Here is a 15,036-nt window from a genome sequence, read left to right on the forward strand (position 1 = left end):
ACTCACCAGTAGCATCAGGTCAAGAGTCTTGGACGCTTGACCTGGAAGACGTAGTGTGATGCCAGAGTCGGCACACCTGAGGTGTCAGCTGTCGAGGGGAGTCGGATGGCGCGGGTAGCGGCCGAGGTGCGGCGAGCGGAGCTGGTGCAGGCCGCCATCCGGGTCGCCACCCGGGAGGGCCTGGCCGCGACCACCACTCGGCGGATCGCGCAGGAGCTGGACATCTCGGTCGGCATCGTGCACTACTGCTTCCGGTCCAAGGAAGAACTGCTGCACGAGGTGATCCGGGTGATCACCGAAGCCCAGATCGTCGCCGCGCGGGAAGCGATCGTGCCTGGCGCCGATCTCGCGTCGAGTGTGCGGAACGCGTTCCTCGGCTTCTGGCAGCTGGTCGAGGCGACGCCGGAGGCGCAGTTGCTGACGTACGAGCTGACCAGCTGGGCCTTGCGGAACGCCGAGACCGAACCACTCGCCCGGGAGCAGCGAGCGAGTCAGCTGGCCGGGATCGTCGAGATCCTCGCCGAGGTGTCGAGCGCAACCGGTGTCCAGTGGTCCCTGCCGACCGAGCAGCTGGCCCGGATGACGCTGGCGATCACCGACGGCGTGACGCTGGGCTGGCTGGTCGACCGGGACACGAAGTCCGCAGTACAGGCGCTGGAGGCGTTCGCCGATCAATTGCTTGCTTCGGCACTCTGAACCGTCCTTGAACTGACCGGGCGACACGAGTTTGATCAGATCTCTCGCCAGCGTCCGCTATCCGGGTCTAGGGTGATTTCCACCATGGGCGCTCGCGAGAGATATGGGCTGACTGAGGTCGTCAACGCGCACGGTACGTTCACGCCTCTGGGCGTGTCGCGGAGTTCGGCGGGCGTGGCCGCCGCGGTCGCGGAGGCGCTGCCCGAGTTCTTCGTGATGAACGAGCTGGCCGACCGGGCGGGTGTCGCACTCGCTGCCGCGACCGGCGCCGAGGCCGGCGCGATAACGCATTGCACGGCCGCTTCGATCACGCTGGCCGTGGCCGCCGCGATGACCGGCACCGATCCGCGCCGGATCGCGTTGTTGCCCGACGCAACGGATATGCACAACCGGGTGGTTCTGCCGGCCGGGCACGTTGTGAGCTATGGGCAATCGATCCTGCAGGCAGTGCGACTCTCCGGTGCTTCGGTGATCCTCGCGGGATCGTCCGAAACCCGTTGTACGACAGCGGATCTGGACGACGCACTGTCGGTCGACGACGTGAGCTGCCTGTTGCTGGTGTCGTCCCGGCTGGTGCACGGCGAGCCGGTCGATCTGGTGGCGGCGGTCAAGGCCGCTCATCGACGCGGGGTTCCGGCAATCATCGACGGCGCGGCACAGTTCCCGCGAACGGCCGACCTGCTTGCCACCGGCGCCGATCTTGTCCTGGTGAGTGGTCAGAAGTATCTGGCGTCGCCGACGGCAGGACTGGTGGTCGGCAGCCGGCGACTGGTTCAAGCGGTCCGGGCTCAGGAGAACGGCATCGGTCGCGGGATGAAGGCGACGAAGGAGGCCATGGTCGGCGTCCTGACCGCCCTGGAGGAATGGCAGGCGATGGACCGCGCGAAATGGGAGGCCGACCAGGACGCGAAGGTGAGCACCTTCCTGGCCGCGGTCGACCAGCTTCCCGGGCTGTCCGCCGAGATCCTCCCCGATCCGACGGGTCTGCCGCTCTCCAGGGTCCTTCTGAAGGTTGCCGCTGGCATCGATTCCGCAAAGCTGGCCGCCGAGCTCCAGACCGGCTCACCGGCCGTCTTCGTTCTGCCCCAGCCCGATGCCTTGGTTCTCGAACTGGTGCCCTTGGACCCCCACGAAGTACAGACCGTCGTGAACCGGCTCGTTCAGGCGCTGCAGGCCTTGCAGAACTGACATGCAAAGAGGGCCCCCGGCTTGTTGCCGAGGGCCCTCTTCAGTGCAGGTGATGGATCAGCGGGGCTCGAAGGTCCTGCCGTTGCCGGTGCGCTCCGAACGGCCGCCGCGGTAGCCGCCGCCGCTGTTGCCACGGCCCTCGTAGCCACGGCCCGGACGGCTTCCGCCGCCACCGAACCGCTTGCCACCCTTGTTGAAGCCACCGCTGCCACGCTGCGGCTTCGGGGCCGGCAGCTTGACCGGGTAACCGGACGGCTTGGTGCCACCGGTCAGCTCGGCGACGTTCTCGTCGCCCGGGCGAACCCGGACCGGCTCGGTGACGACACCGGCCGACTCGGCCAGGCGCATCATGCCGCGCCGCTGGTGCGGCAGGACGAGCGTGACGACGGCACCCTTGCCGCCGGCGCGCGCCGTACGGCCCGCGCGGTGCAGGTAGTCCTTGTGGTCCGCCGCCGGGTCAGCCTGTACTACGAGGCCGACGTCGTCGACGTGGATGCCGCGAGCCGCAACGTCCGTGGCGACCAGGACCGGGACGGAACCGTCCTTGAACTGGTCCAGCGTGCGGTTGCGGGCGCCCTGGGTCAGGCCGCCGTGCAGCGCCGCCGCCATCACACCGCGGTCGCGCAACTGGGTGGCGACGCGGTCGGCGCCCAGCTTGGTGCGGACGAACACGATGGTCCGGCCGTCGCGGCTGGCCAGCTCGGCCGTCAGCGACTGCTTGTGAGCCGGCTCGATGACGAGCAGGTGGTGCTCCATCGTGCTGACCGACGCCTGACCGGACTCGGTCGAGTGCGTGACCGGGTCCTTCAGGTAGGTCTTCACGATCTTGTCGACGTCGTTGTCCAGCGTTGCCGAGAACAACAGCCGCTGACCGCTCGGCGGGGTCATGTCGAGCAGCGTGGTGACGGCCGGCATGAAGCCCATGTCGCACATGTGGTCGGCCTCGTCCAGTACCGCGATCTCGACGGCACCGAGGTCGGCAGCGCCCTGCTCACACAGGTCGATCAACCGGCCGGGCGTCGCGATCAGCAGGTCGACACCCCGACGGAGCGACTCGATCTGCTTCGGGTAGGGCAGGCCGCCCGCGATCAGCTTGATCGAGACGCCCATCACGTGCGCGAGCGGCTCGAGCGCGTCGTGCACCTGCATCGCCAGCTCGCGGGTCGGCACCAGCACCATGCCGCGCGGACGGCGCGACTCGGTGTGGCCACCGGCCAGCCGCATCAGCGCCGGCAGGCCGAACCCGAGGGTCTTGCCGGAACCGGTCTGACCACGACCGAGCACGTCCTTGCCGGCCAGCGCGTCCGGGATGGTCGCTTCCTGGATCGGGAACGGCGCGGTGATGCCGTCACGAGCCAGTCGCTGGACCAGGCGCGGCGCGAGTCCGAGGGCGGCGAAACCGTTGCCCTCGGCCACCTCACCGAGGTCGACCGGCATCTCGACCTGCTGCGGGCGAACGCGCTCGTAGTCACGGTCCGGGTCACGCTGGTAACCACGGTCGCTGCCGCGGTCGTTGCGCTGGTAGCTGCTCCGCTCGTTCCCGCTCCGCTCGTTGCTGCGCGGGTAGCTGGTGCGCTCGGAGAGATCGCTGCTGCGCGGGTAGCTCGTCCGCTCCGGGCGGTCGTTGCTCCGCGGGTAGCTCGTCCGCTCGGGACGGTCCGCACTGCGCGGGTAGCTGGTGCGCTCCGGGCGGTCGAAGCCGCGGCTGTCGCGGTCCGTCCGCTCGTTGCGGTAGGCACCCTTGTCGGTCTTCGCGAACGAAGGCTTGTCGTACGAGCTCTTCTGGTACGAGCTCTTCGGGTACGACGTGGTCTCGGCGCGGGCATTCCGGTTCTCGTACGCCGGACGCTCGCTGGTCCGGTTCTCGTACGCCGGACGCTCGCTGCGCGACTGCTCGGCGGCACGGTAGCCACGCACGGGGCGGTCGCTGCCCCGGCGGTCGTCGCGCCGGTCGTTGTCACGGCGATCGGGGCCGCGGCTGCCACGGTCGGAGTACTGGCTCGGTCCGCCCCGGCGCTCGACCTGGGCAGGCTTCTCCACCCGGGCGGAACTACGGTCCGTCCCGGGGGTGGTGGGTGCGTCCAACTCGGCGGCCATCCGCTCGCCGTACGACTGGGTCTGGAACTTCTTGTGCCGCGGCTTCTTCGCCCGGTCAGCGGCCTCGTTGCCGTCGGCGGGCACAAACTGGTCCTGGTGGTGCTGGGACACGCAATCTCTCTCTCAACGTCACGGCTCAATGCCGCATCGGAGCCGCACGCAAGTGCCGGCCACCAAAAATGGCCGGAGCTGACGTGCAAGGCAGGAGATAAGGCATCGACCTGCGGGTGCTATCGCGTTGCACCCATGTCGCCGGGGAATCATCAGCGGGTTGCTGAAACCGACGGGTCGGAGCGCCTGGGAAATGCTCTGGTGACGCGACTCGCGCACCGACGCGAAAAAGTATACCCGACCCCAGCCTCCCCCTTGACCACCCACCACAACCCCCACCTATCCAGCCGACCTCAGCCGGCGCACCGCAGTACGAACTCAACCGGCGCGGCGGCACCACCCGAGCCGGCGCACCGCAGTACCGGATCGTCCGCTACCGGTTCCGCTTCGCTCAAGTTCGGTTGAGCTCTTGTGTGCGGTTCTAGGGTGGCGACATGGCCGAGGACACCATTCTGAGCAAGGACCACTGGCTGTCGATCGGCGAGATCGCCGGCCGGTCCGGCGTCGCCGCGTCGGCCTTGCGCTTCTACGAGGAGCAGGGGCTGATCGCGTCCCGGCGTACCTCCGGCAACCAGCGGCAGTACCAGCGCAGTACGCTCCGGCGGATCGCCTTCATCCAGGCCGCGCAGCGCGTCGGTCTCGCGCTGGCCGAGATCAAGTCCGCCCTGGACTCACTCCCCGACGACCGTACGCCGACCCGCGCCGACTGGAGCAAGCTCTCCAAGTCCTGGCGCACCCGGCTCGACGAGCGGATCGCCGAACTCGAGCGCCTGCGCGACGACCTCGACGGCTGCATCGGCTGCGGCTGCCTCAGCCTGCAGCGCTGCAACCTGTACAACAAGGCCGACCGGCTGGCCGAACGCGGTCCGGGCGCCCGGATTCTGAACGTCGGCATACCCGGCGAGCTATGACCGGCATAGGCCCCGCATCGGCCGGCGAGGGTTAACCCCTGCCTTCTTCCCGACCTGGTGCGGAATTGTTCACCGCTTGGCAACATCCCGATCTGTAGCGATCAGTAATCCGCCGGTCGCTTTCCGCCACAGATCACGGAGTGAGGCCCTCCCATGTCGCATCGCCGTATCCTGACGTCCCTCGCCGGGCTCGCCGCCGCAGCCCTGGCAGTCCCCGGCATCGCCGCCGCCTCCCCGGCGCCGAGCATCCCGAGTTCAGCCCCGAGCCACGTGTCGACGTACACAGGTTCACCGCAGGACGAAGCCGCCACCAAGGCGTTCTACGACGCGGTCATGAAGTCCGCGCGCGCCAAGCAGGCCAAGGCCGGCAACAAGCTCGCCGCCGTCACCGTCACCTACGCGGTCGACGCCCCGAGCTTCGCGTCCCAGATCTCTTCCAGTACGTCGATCTGGAACTCCTCGGTCAGCAACGTCCGCCTCGTCGAAGGCAGCAACTACGACTTCTACTACACCGAGGGCAACGACTCCCGCGGTTCGTACGCCTCCACCGACGGCCACGGCAGCGGCTACATCTTCCTCGACTACGCCCAGGCCCAGCAGTACGACCCGGTCCGCATCACCGCCCACGAAACCGGCCACGTCCTCGGCCTCCCCGACCACTACTCCGGTCCCTGCAGCGAACTGATGTCCGGCGGCGGCCCCGGCCCGTCCTGCACCAACCCGTACCCCGACGCGACCGAGCGCTCCAAGGTCAACTCCCTCTGGGCCAACGGCTTCGCCGGCTTCACCACCAAGGCCGCCTTCCACACCTCGAGATAACCCCCGACCTTCGGCTCGGGATTGCCCGGCAGGGGACGATCCCGAGCCGAAGCACCTCGTACGCTCCCCCCGCCCCTGGGAACGTCCGAGGCCGCTGGGCGGATCGCCACGCCATCAGTGGGGGGATTTCCGACGCGACGAAGGTGGGTGCTGAGCGGCGAGCGGGCCCGCGGGTCGTAGTACTGATGGTGTGGGCGTCCGGGCGTCAGGCGTTGCGCGGGCCCGTAGTACCGCGGACGACCAGCTCCGGGCGGAAGAGGAACTCGGTGTGGGGAGTCGCGTGCCCGCGGACTTCCTCCAGGAGCGACTGGACGGCGGCCAGGCCCATCGCGTGAACGGGTTGGCGGACTGTTGTCATCGGGGGGTCGGTGAATTCCATCATCGGGGCGTCGTCGTAGCCGACGACCGAGATGTCGCCGGGGACGGAGAGGCCGCGTTGACGGGCTGCCCGGATGACGCCGAGCGCCATCATGTCCGAGCCGCAGACGACCGCGCTGACGCCGAGGTCGAGGAGGCGCTGGGCCGCGGCCGCGCCGCCTTCGACGCCGAACATGCTGAGTTCGACCATCGAGGAGACCTCGTCGTCCGACAGGCCGAGCTGGGCTTTCATCGCGGTGCGGTAGCCGGCCAGTTTGCGCTGGACGACGATGAAGCGTTCCGGTCCGGACGCGAACCCGATCCGGCGGTGGCCGAGTGAGACCAGGTGGGTGACGGCCAGTTCCATGGCGGCGTACTCGTCGGAGGAGATGAAGGGCGCCTCGACGCCGGGCAGCCAGCCGTTCACGAACACCACTGGCAGGCGGCGGTCCACCAAGGACTGGTACCGCGCGTGGTCGGCGCCGGTGTCGGCATGCAGACCCGAGACGAAGATGATCCCCGAGACGCCGCGCTCGAGCAGCAGCTCGACGTACTCCTCCTCGGTCGCGCCGGAGGGCGACTGGGTGCAGAGCACCGGCGTGAAGCCGCGCTGGGACAGGGCCGACTCGATCACCTGGGCGAAGGCCGGGAAGATCGGGTTGATCAGCTCCGGCATCACCAGGCCGATCAGGCCGGCCGAGCGGCGTCTGAGCCGGGTCGGACGCTCGAAGCCGAGCACGTCGAGCGCGGTCAGCACCGACTGTTTGGTTTCCTCCGCGACACCGGGCTTGCCGTTCAGTACCCGAGAGACCGTCGCCTCGCTGACCCCCGCCTTGGCCGCGATGTCCGCCAGCCGCGCTCTACTGCTCACGGCGGCACCTTACCCACCGGCCCCTGAAGTTGCAGCAAGATCATGCAAGAACTTGCAGACTCGGCGAGCCGTCAACCTGCACGAAGTTGTCCAGTCCGTGAACAGTACGGACATCTCACACGCCATACACCTTGTCAGGAGCTGGTCGCCGGGCGAGGATGGGCGGACCCCCGCCCGGGGGCCTTTACTCGGATCGTCCGGCACGTTCCTGCCGGTGAAGGAAGGAAGCGTCATGGCTACTGTCTCGTTCAAGTCCGCGACCCGGATCTACCCGGGTTCGGAGAAGCCCGCCGTCGACAAGCTCAACCTCGAGATCGAGGACGGCGAGTTCATGGTTCTGGTCGGCCCGTCGGGGTGTGGTAAGTCCACCTCGCTGCGGATGCTGGCCGGCCTCGAAGAGGTCAACGAGGGTTCGATCTACATCGGCGAGCGTGACGTCACGCACAAGCCGCCGAAAGACCGGGACATCGCCATGGTGTTCCAGAACTACGCGCTCTACCCGCACATGTCGGTCGCCGACAACATGGGCTTCGCGCTGAAGATGCAGGGTGTTTCCAAGGAGGACCGCGCCAAGCGGGTCCAGGAGGCCGCCAAGCTGCTCGGCCTCGAGGAGTACCTGGACCGCAAGCCGAAGGCACTGTCCGGTGGTCAGCGTCAGCGTGTCGCGATGGGCCGCGCGATCGTGCGTAACCCGCAGGTCTTCCTGATGGACGAGCCGCTGTCGAACCTCGACGCCAAGCTCCGCGTCCAGACCCGTACCCAGATCGCCGAGCTGCAGCAGCGCCTCGGCGTCACCACCGTCTACGTCACCCACGACCAGGTCGAGGCCATGACGATGGGCGACCGGGTCGCGGTGCTGAAGGACGGTCTGCTCCAGCAGGTCGACACCCCGCTGAACCTGTACGACAACCCGAAGAACCTGTTCGTGGCCGGCTTCATCGGCTCGCCCGCGATGAACCTGCTGACCGCGGACCTGGTCGAGGGTGGCGCCAAGCTCGGCGACTACACCGTCCCGGTCTCGCGCGACATCTTGGCCAAGGCCGGCAACGACAAGACCGTGTCGCTGGGTGTCCGTCCGGAGGCCTTCAAGGTCTCCGACAACGGCCTGCCGGTGAAGGTCGCCGTGATCGAGGAGCTCGGCGCTGACGCGTTCCTCTACGGCACCGCCGAGCACGACGGCAACCACCAGCAGATCGTCGCCAAGATCGGCGCCCGGATGGCCGTCGAGAAGGGCTCGATCATCCACCTGGAGGCGCAGCCGGACAAGCTGCACCTGTTCTCGACGTCGACCGAGGAGCGCCTCACGGCCTGATCGTCAGTACTACGTAGCGCCGGCCCCGGGTGGTTCGTCCACCCGGGGCCGGCGTTCGTCTGGACCCGAACCGCTCAGTTGATGTCGCGCCGGTGGAAGACGCCGGCCCCGAGCGCGATCAGCACCACGACGACGATGCCGAGGTACCAGGCGCCGTGCTCGAAGCTCAGCGTCTTCTCGATCGAGTCGCAGAGGTAACCGCCGTCGGCGGTCGATCTGCAGTTGTCAACGAGGTACGTCGTGTCGTGCTTGATCCAGGCGTCGAAGTTCAGCCGCACCAGCCACGGCTGCGCCTTGGTCAGGAAGCCGCCGAAGACGCCTTCGACCAGCACGAGATAGCCCATCGCGACTCCGACTGCCGCAGCGGTATGCCGCAGGAGCAGCGCCAAAATGCCACCGAGAGCACCGGCCACAGCTGCCATCAGGACCGCTCGCCCGGCGGTGCCGGTGAGATCACCCCAGACCTTGCCCGTCGTACCGGCGGTGGTGCCCAGTGCGCCGACGATCAGGTAGGTGCCGGCCAGCAGGATCGCGAGCAGCACCACCGCGACCGGAAGCATCCCGGTGGCGGCCGCCACCAACTTGCTCCCGTAGACCCGGAGCCGGCGCGGCTCGAAGGTGAGCCAGTTGCTGATCGACCCACTACTGAACTCGGCGCCGACGAAGCTCGCCCCGATCAGGAACGCCCCGAACGCCAGCAGGTACGACGATCCGAGCAGCAGGTCCGGCATCACCTCGGTGAACTTCGCCTTCGGCTTGCCGTACTGGTCGATCGTCGGCGGATTGACCTGGCAGAACTCCTCCAGCTTCGGCTTCGGATCGGGCTGCGACTGGTAGTCCTGCAGGCACTGCTTCTTGTACTCCTCGCCGTGCACCTGCCAGTCCTTCTGGGCCTGCTCGAAGTTGACCTGGGCGTTGCGCTGCTCCGCCGCGGACAGCGGTTTCGAGTTCTGCCAGGTGGCGATCAGCATCACCCCAGTGATCAGCAGCAGCGCGGCGACCCCGACCACGACCAGCCGGCGGGAGACCAGCCGGCGCAGTTCGACTCCGGTGAGCCGGATCATCGGGTGCCTCCCAGGCCTTCGTCGGCGGTGAGCTCGAGGAACACCGATTCCAGGTCGGCGCGGACCGGCATCAGCTCGGAGACGTACAACTCCTGCTGGGCCAGTCTTCTGGTGACGTCCGCGGAGTTCTCGGCGCCGTCCACCAGCAGATAGTTGCCATCGGCCCGGACTGTCAGGCCGGCCGCGGTCAGGATCCGGGTCGCCGACTCATGGTTGTCAACGGCAACCTTCACGGTGCCCGCCGTACTGCTGCCGATCACCTCGGCGACCGTGCCGGAAGCGAGCAACCGGCCGTGGCCGATGATCGAGACGGTGTCGGCGACCTGTTCGACCTCGGCGAGGATGTGGCTGCTGACCAGTACGGTCCGGCCCTGTTCGCCCAGCCCGCGCATGGTCTCGCGGATCTCCCGGATCCCGGCCGGGTCGAGGCCGTTCGTCGGCTCGTCGAAGATCAGCAGGTCCGGTTCCTTGAGCAGCGTCGCCGCGATCGCCAGCCGCTGCTTCATCCCGAGCGAATAGCTCTTGAACCGGTCCTTGCCGCGCTCCCCCAGCGAGGTCTCGTCCAGTACTTCGCCGACCCTCCGGCGCGGTACGCCGATCGCGTCGGCGAGTAGCTCAAGATTCTTGCGGCCGGTGAAGGCCGGGAAGAACTTGGGCGACTCGACGATCGCACCGACCCGGCCGACCACGTCCGGCAGGTGCCGGGGGACCTCCTGGTCGAACACCGCCATCGTGCCCGCGTCCGCCCGGATCAGCCCGAGCAGCATCCGGATCGAGGTCGTCTTCCCGGACCCGTTCGGCCCGAGAAAACCGTGCACTCCCCCGATCGGCACGTCGAGATCGAGCCCCTGAACGGCGACGACCTTCCGCCCCCGCCGAGTGCGGTACGTCTTCCGCAACCCCCTGGTACTGACCGCCAACTCCGGCATGCCGCCCCTCTCGTGATGCCCCCGGCCAAGTGGTCCTTGCCTCAGCAGACGCTCACCCTCCCACGATGGTTGGTTCAGGTTCCGTGAAATTACCCCCACCGGGTATCGGACAGGGCTTGCATTTGATACCCCTCGGGGGTAAGTTTTGGTGTGTCGAGATACCCCCATGGGGTAGCCAGAGAGAAAGAGTGCCGCCATGAGCACCGAACCGGACCAAGTCGAAACCACTGGACACGTGCACGGGTACACCTCGGAGAAGTCGAGCCATTTGAAGCGGCTGCGGCGGATCGAGGGACAGGTTCGCGGGCTGCAGCGGATGGTCGAGGAAGACAAGTACTGCATCGACATCCTCACCCAGGTCTCGGCGGCGACGAAGGCGCTCCAGTCGTTCTCGCTGGAGCTGCTCGACGAGCACCTCTCACACTGCGTGGTCGAGGCGGCCCAGAAGGGCGGCGCCGAGGCGGAGGAGAAGGTCCGCGAAGCCTCCGACGCCATCGCCCGTCTCGTCCGTAGCTGAACAACCCAGATTCCGAGCAAGGAGCATTGAGATGACCACCACGACGTACTCGGTGAACGGCATGACCTGCGGGCACTGCACCGCGGCGGTGACCGAGGAAATCAGCAAGCTGACCGGGGTCCAGGAGGTCAGCATCGACCTCAACGCCGGCGGCACCTCCGCCGTGCACGTCACGAGCGAGTCCGCCCTCGACGACGCCGCGGTCCGCGAGGCCGTCGACGAGGCCGGATACGAACTGGTCGCGTCATGACCCGGGCTGTCGCGCTCCGGCTCGGCGCGTACGCCGGTGCGCTGGCGCTGGCCTTCGCCGGCGCGTTCGCACTCGGTTCCGCGGTCGACCCGATCGCGGCAGCCGACCCGGCAGCGAAGACCGGCGACCAGCCGATGGCCGGCATGGGCGACGAGGGCGGAACGCACGGAGCCGGACACCAGGTGGACAGTCCCGGCGCGCAGCCGCCCGGGCTCGCGGTCTCCCAGGATGGGTACACGCTCGCCCCGGCGACCACGTTCTTCCAGCAGGGCAAGCAGGAAACGCTGAAGTTCACCATCGTGGGGCCGGACGGCAAACCGGTCACGCAGTACACGAAGACCCATGAGAAGGACCTGCACCTGATCGTCGTACGGCGGGATCTGTCCGGATTCCACCACGTGCACCCGAGCCGGGACGCCAGTGGGGTGTGGAGCATTCCGTTCACCTTCACCGCGGGTGGCACCTGGCGGATCTTCACCGACTTCCAGCCGGCCGGTCACGGCAAGACGCTGACGCTCGGCAGCGACGTCAACGTCTCCGGACTGTACGTCCCGGTTCCGTTGCCTGCGGCATCGAGTGTGACCAGCACCGACGGGTACGACGTGACGCTCGCGGGCACCCCGGCCGCCGGCAAGGAGTCCGAGTTGACCTTCAGTGTCAGCAAGAACGGCAAGCCGGTCAGCGACCTCGAGCCGTACCTGGGCGCCTTCGGGCACCTGGTGTCGTTGCGCAGCGGCGATCTCGCCTACCTGCACAACCACCCCGCCCAGGAGGCGGCGCCGGGCAGCAAGGGCGGTCCGCAGATCAAGTTCGCCACCACGTTCCCGACCGCCAGTACCTACAGCCTCTTCCTGGACTTCCAGCACGGGGGCAAGGTGCACACCGCGGAGTTCCGGGTCGACGTGACCGGGCAGGCGATCGTCCCCAGCCCGATGCCCAGCGGGATGCCCAATAACAGCGGGACGCCCGGCCACGAAGAGACGCCGCACGGCCACTGAGCCAGGAGAGGAGGACGCTATGACCAACCAAGAACCACCGAACGCCGTCGAACTCGTGATCGGTGGCATGACGTGCGCCTCCTGCGCCGCCCGGGTCGAGAAGAAGCTGAACCGGATGGAGGGCGTGACCGCGACCGTCAACTACGCCACCGAGAAGGCGAAGGTCACCTTCGCCGACGGCATCAGCACCGACGACCTGGTGGCAACGGTCGAGGCGACCGGCTACACCGCCGCGCTGCCGACGCCGCCGTCAACCGAAGCGGCGGCTGAGGCTCTCGATGAGCTGCGGCCGCTCCGCGAGCGGCTCTACACCAGCATCGCCCTCGCCGTACCGGTGATTGCCCTGGGCATGATTCCGGCTCTGCAGTTCGACTACTGGCAATGGGCGTCGCTGACGCTGGCCACTCCGGTGGTCACCTGGGCAGCGTGGCCGTTCCACAAGGCGACCTGGACGAATCTGCGCCACGGTGCCGCGACGATGGACACGCTCATCTCGCTCGGCGTCGTCAGCGCCTACCTCTGGTCGCTCTACGCCTTGTTCCTCGGCGAGGCCGGCGAACGCGGAATGACGATGCCGTTCACCCTCATCCCGTCGCGCGGCGGCGGTGCCGAGGAGATCTACCTCGAGGTCGCGGCCGGCGTCACCACCTTCATCCTGTCCGGCCGGTACTTCGAGGCTCGCGCCAAGCGCCGGTCCGGTGCCGCACTGAAGGCCCTGCTGGAGCTGGGCGCGAAGGACGTCGCCGTACTGCGGAACGGCGCCGAGGTCCGGATCCCTGCCGAGCAGCTTGCCGTCGGCGACGAATTCGTCGTCCGCCCGGGTGAGAAGATCGCCACCGACGGCGTGGTCGTCACCGGCAGCAGCGCCGTCGACGCGTCCATGCTGACCGGCGAATCCGTGCCGGTCGAGGTAGGCGAAGGCGATGCGGTCGTCGGCGCCACCGTGAACGCGGGCGGCCGGTTGATCGTCCGGGCGACCCGGGTCGGTTCCGACACCCAACTGGCGCAGATGGCCCGGCTGGTCGAGGACGCGCAGAACGGCAAGGCCGCGGTCCAGCGACTGGCCGACCGGATCTCCGGGGTGTTCGTGCCGATCGTGATCGCGCTTTCCCTTGCCACGTTGGCTTTCTGGCTCGGCAACGGCTCGCCGACCGAGGTGGCGTTCACCGCGGCTGTCGCGGTACTGATCATCGCCTGCCCGTGTGCTCTTGGGCTGGCGACACCGACCGCGTTGATGGTCGGTACCGGGCGAGGCGCACAGCTGGGCATCCTGATCAAGGGCCCCGAGGTGCTCGAATCGACCCGGCGCGTCGACACCGTAGTACTGGACAAGACCGGCACTGTGACGACCGGGCGGATGGCGCTGGTCGACGTACTGTTGGCTCCAGGTGAAGAACGAGCCGACGTACTGCGGTTGGCCGGTGCACTGGAGCACTCCAGTGAGCACCCGATCGCGCAGGCGGTGGCTCGTGGGGCTGCTGACGAGGTCGGCAAGCTGCCCGAGGTCGAGGACTTCGGCAACGTCGAAGGCCTTGGTGTGCAAGGGATTGTCGACGGGCACGCTGTCCTGGTCGGTCGCACGAAGCTGCTGGAGGAGTGGAGCCAGTACCTGCCGGAGGAGCTCGCGCACGCCAAGGAGCACGCCGAGGCCGAAGGCAGTACTGCCGTCGCTGTCGGGTGGGACGGCAAGGCGCGCGCAGTACTGGTTGTCGCCGACACCGTGAAGCCCAGTTCGGCCGAGGCGATCAAGCAGTTGCGGGCATTGGGACTGCGGCCGGTGCTGCTGACCGGGGACAACGAGGCGGTGGCGCAGAAGGTGGCGGCCGAGGTGGGGATCGACGAGGTCATCGCCGAGGTACTGCCGGCCGACAAGGTCGACGCGGTGAAGAAGTTGCAGGGCGAAGGCCGGGTGGTCGCGATGGTCGGCGACGGCGTGAACGACGCGGCGGCGCTGGCTCAGGCGGATCTCGGGCTGAGCATGGGCACCGGGACGGACGTGGCGATCGAGGCGAGTGACCTGACCTTGGTCCGGGGCGACCTGCGTTCGGCTGCCGACGCGATCCGGTTGTCCCGCAGTACGTTGCGAACCATCAAGGGGAATCTGTTCTGGGCGTTCGCGTACAACGTCGCTGCCCTTCCGCTGGCGGCCGCGGGGCTGCTGAACCCGATGCTGGCCGGCGCCGCGATGGCGTTCAGTTCGGTCTTCGTCGTCACCAACAGCCTGCGGCTCCGCCGCTTCCAGCCACTCACCAACGGGAACTGAGATGACCGACAAGCACACTGATCACCACCCTCACACCGAGGCCGGCGCGCACGCGGGGCACGCCGCGCCCGGCGAGGACACCGCGCACGCGGGGCACGGCGGGCATGAGGGGCCCGGCGGGCATGAGGGACACGGCGGGCATGAGGGGCACGGCGGGCCTGAGGGGCACGGCGCCGGGCAGAGCCTTACCCGGCAGGCGATCTCGGCCACGCTGCACTGCCTCACCGGCTGTGCGATCGGCGAGATCCTCGGCATGGTGATCGGCACCGCGGCCGGGTTCCACAACCTGGCGACCGTGATCCTCTCGATCGTCCTGGCGTTCTTCTTCGGCTACTCGCTGACGATCCGCCCGGTGCTGGCCGCCGGCATCCCGTTCCGGCAGGCCCTCAAGGTCGCCCTGGCCGCGGACACCCTGAGCATCCTCACCATGGAGATCGTCGACAACGCCTTCGTCCTCGCCGTCCCCGGCGCCATGGACGCGGGCCTGTCCTCCGTCCTCTTCTGGGCCAGCCTGCTCGCCTCCCTGGCCATCGCCTTCACCCTCACCGTCCCCGTCAACCGCTGGCTGATCGGCCGCGGCAAAGGCCACGCGGTCATGCACGCCTACCACTGACCCACCAATCGGGTACGGCCACCTTCACCGGTGGCCGTAC

The 15,036-nt window shown here is 68.2% G+C and carries 14 protein-coding genes; 10 read left to right on the forward strand and 4 right to left on the reverse strand.

The window, feature by feature from the left end; translation table 11 throughout:
* Nucleotides 1-105: 105 nt before the first annotated feature.
* Complete coding sequence (locus tag EV138_RS11880) at nucleotides 106-696, forward strand: TetR/AcrR family transcriptional regulator (RefSeq protein WP_133978643.1); 591 nt, start codon at nucleotides 106-108, stop codon at nucleotides 694-696.
* 84 nt (nucleotides 697-780) lie between these two features.
* Entirely contained in the window at nucleotides 781-1,884 is a 1,104-nt protein-coding gene (locus tag EV138_RS11885; RefSeq protein WP_133978645.1) for an aminotransferase class V-fold PLP-dependent enzyme, read from the forward strand.
* Nucleotides 1,885-1,941: 57 nt separating this feature from the next.
* Here the strand turns inward: EV138_RS11885 and EV138_RS11890 are convergent, their stop codons facing one another.
* Nucleotides 1,942-4,092: a DEAD/DEAH box helicase gene (locus tag EV138_RS11890; RefSeq protein ID WP_133978647.1), complete on the reverse strand. Its 2,151-nt coding sequence runs from the start codon at nucleotides 4,090-4,092 to the stop codon at nucleotides 1,942-1,944.
* A 434-nt stretch (nucleotides 4,093-4,526) separates the two neighbouring features.
* On the opposite strand from EV138_RS11890, the gene soxR reads away from it, so the two are divergent.
* Together soxR and snpA are read left to right on the forward strand one after the other, a co-directional pair.
* On the forward strand, nucleotides 4,527-5,003 hold the full coding sequence (soxR, locus tag EV138_RS11895) for a redox-sensitive transcriptional activator SoxR (RefSeq protein ID WP_133978649.1): 477 nt from the start codon (nucleotides 4,527-4,529) through the stop codon (nucleotides 5,001-5,003).
* A gap of 153 nt (nucleotides 5,004-5,156) precedes the next feature.
* Complete coding sequence (gene snpA, locus EV138_RS11900; RefSeq protein WP_202866694.1) at nucleotides 5,157-5,822, forward strand: snapalysin; 666 nt, start codon at nucleotides 5,157-5,159, stop codon at nucleotides 5,820-5,822.
* A 205-nt stretch (nucleotides 5,823-6,027) separates the two neighbouring features.
* On the opposite strand, the gene EV138_RS11905 is transcribed toward snpA, so the two are convergent.
* Nucleotides 6,028-7,050 carry a LacI family DNA-binding transcriptional regulator gene (locus EV138_RS11905; protein ID WP_133978651.1) on the reverse strand — a complete coding sequence of 341 codons (1,023 nt, stop codon included), beginning with the start codon at nucleotides 7,048-7,050 and terminating at the stop codon, nucleotides 6,028-6,030.
* A gap of 232 nt (nucleotides 7,051-7,282) precedes the next feature.
* Between EV138_RS11905 and EV138_RS11910 the strand changes: the two genes are divergently transcribed.
* Nucleotides 7,283-8,362, forward strand: coding sequence for an ABC transporter ATP-binding protein (locus EV138_RS11910; protein WP_133978653.1), 1,080 nt, complete (start codon nucleotides 7,283-7,285; stop codon nucleotides 8,360-8,362).
* A 74-nt stretch (nucleotides 8,363-8,436) separates the two neighbouring features.
* On the opposite strand, the gene EV138_RS11915 is transcribed toward EV138_RS11910, so the two are convergent.
* Complete coding sequence (locus EV138_RS11915) at nucleotides 8,437-9,426, reverse strand: ABC transporter permease subunit (protein WP_133978655.1); 990 nt, start codon at nucleotides 9,424-9,426, stop codon at nucleotides 8,437-8,439.
* Entirely contained in the window at nucleotides 9,423-10,355 is a 933-nt protein-coding gene (locus EV138_RS11920; protein ID WP_133978657.1) for an ATP-binding cassette domain-containing protein, read from the reverse strand. Before EV138_RS11920 ends, EV138_RS11915 begins: the two co-directional genes overlap by 4 nt.
* A 196-nt stretch (nucleotides 10,356-10,551) precedes the next feature.
* On the opposite strand from EV138_RS11920, the gene EV138_RS11925 reads away from it, so the two are divergent.
* The 5 genes from EV138_RS11925 to EV138_RS11945 are packed head-to-tail and all read left to right on the forward strand — an operon-like array spanning nucleotide 10,552 to nucleotide 14,996.
* Nucleotides 10,552-10,872 carry a metal-sensitive transcriptional regulator gene (locus EV138_RS11925; RefSeq protein ID WP_238158077.1) on the forward strand — a complete coding sequence of 107 codons (321 nt, stop codon included), beginning with the start codon at nucleotides 10,552-10,554 and terminating at the stop codon, nucleotides 10,870-10,872.
* A 31-nt stretch (nucleotides 10,873-10,903) separates the two neighbouring features.
* A complete protein-coding gene (locus EV138_RS11930) occupies nucleotides 10,904-11,122 on the forward strand; it encodes a heavy-metal-associated domain-containing protein (RefSeq protein ID WP_133978659.1) in 219 nt (72 codons plus the stop codon).
* Nucleotides 11,119-12,120 carry a DUF8832 domain-containing protein gene (locus tag EV138_RS11935; RefSeq protein WP_133978661.1) on the forward strand — a complete coding sequence of 334 codons (1,002 nt, stop codon included), beginning with the start codon at nucleotides 11,119-11,121 and terminating at the stop codon, nucleotides 12,118-12,120. The genes EV138_RS11930 and EV138_RS11935 overlap by 4 nt, the downstream gene beginning before the upstream one ends.
* Nucleotides 12,121-12,139: 19 nt before the next feature.
* Complete coding sequence (locus EV138_RS11940) at nucleotides 12,140-14,383, forward strand: heavy metal translocating P-type ATPase (protein WP_133978663.1); 2,244 nt, start codon at nucleotides 12,140-12,142, stop codon at nucleotides 14,381-14,383.
* A gap of 1 nt (nucleotide 14,384) precedes the next feature.
* Nucleotides 14,385-14,996, forward strand: a complete 612-nt coding sequence (locus tag EV138_RS11945) for a DUF4396 domain-containing protein (protein ID WP_133978665.1) — start codon at nucleotides 14,385-14,387, stop codon at nucleotides 14,994-14,996.
* Nucleotides 14,997-15,036 lie beyond the last annotated feature (40 nt).

Source organism: Kribbella voronezhensis, assembly GCF_004365175.1.
In the GTDB taxonomy this organism is placed as follows: Bacteria; Actinomycetota; Actinomycetes; order Propionibacteriales; family Kribbellaceae; genus Kribbella; species Kribbella voronezhensis.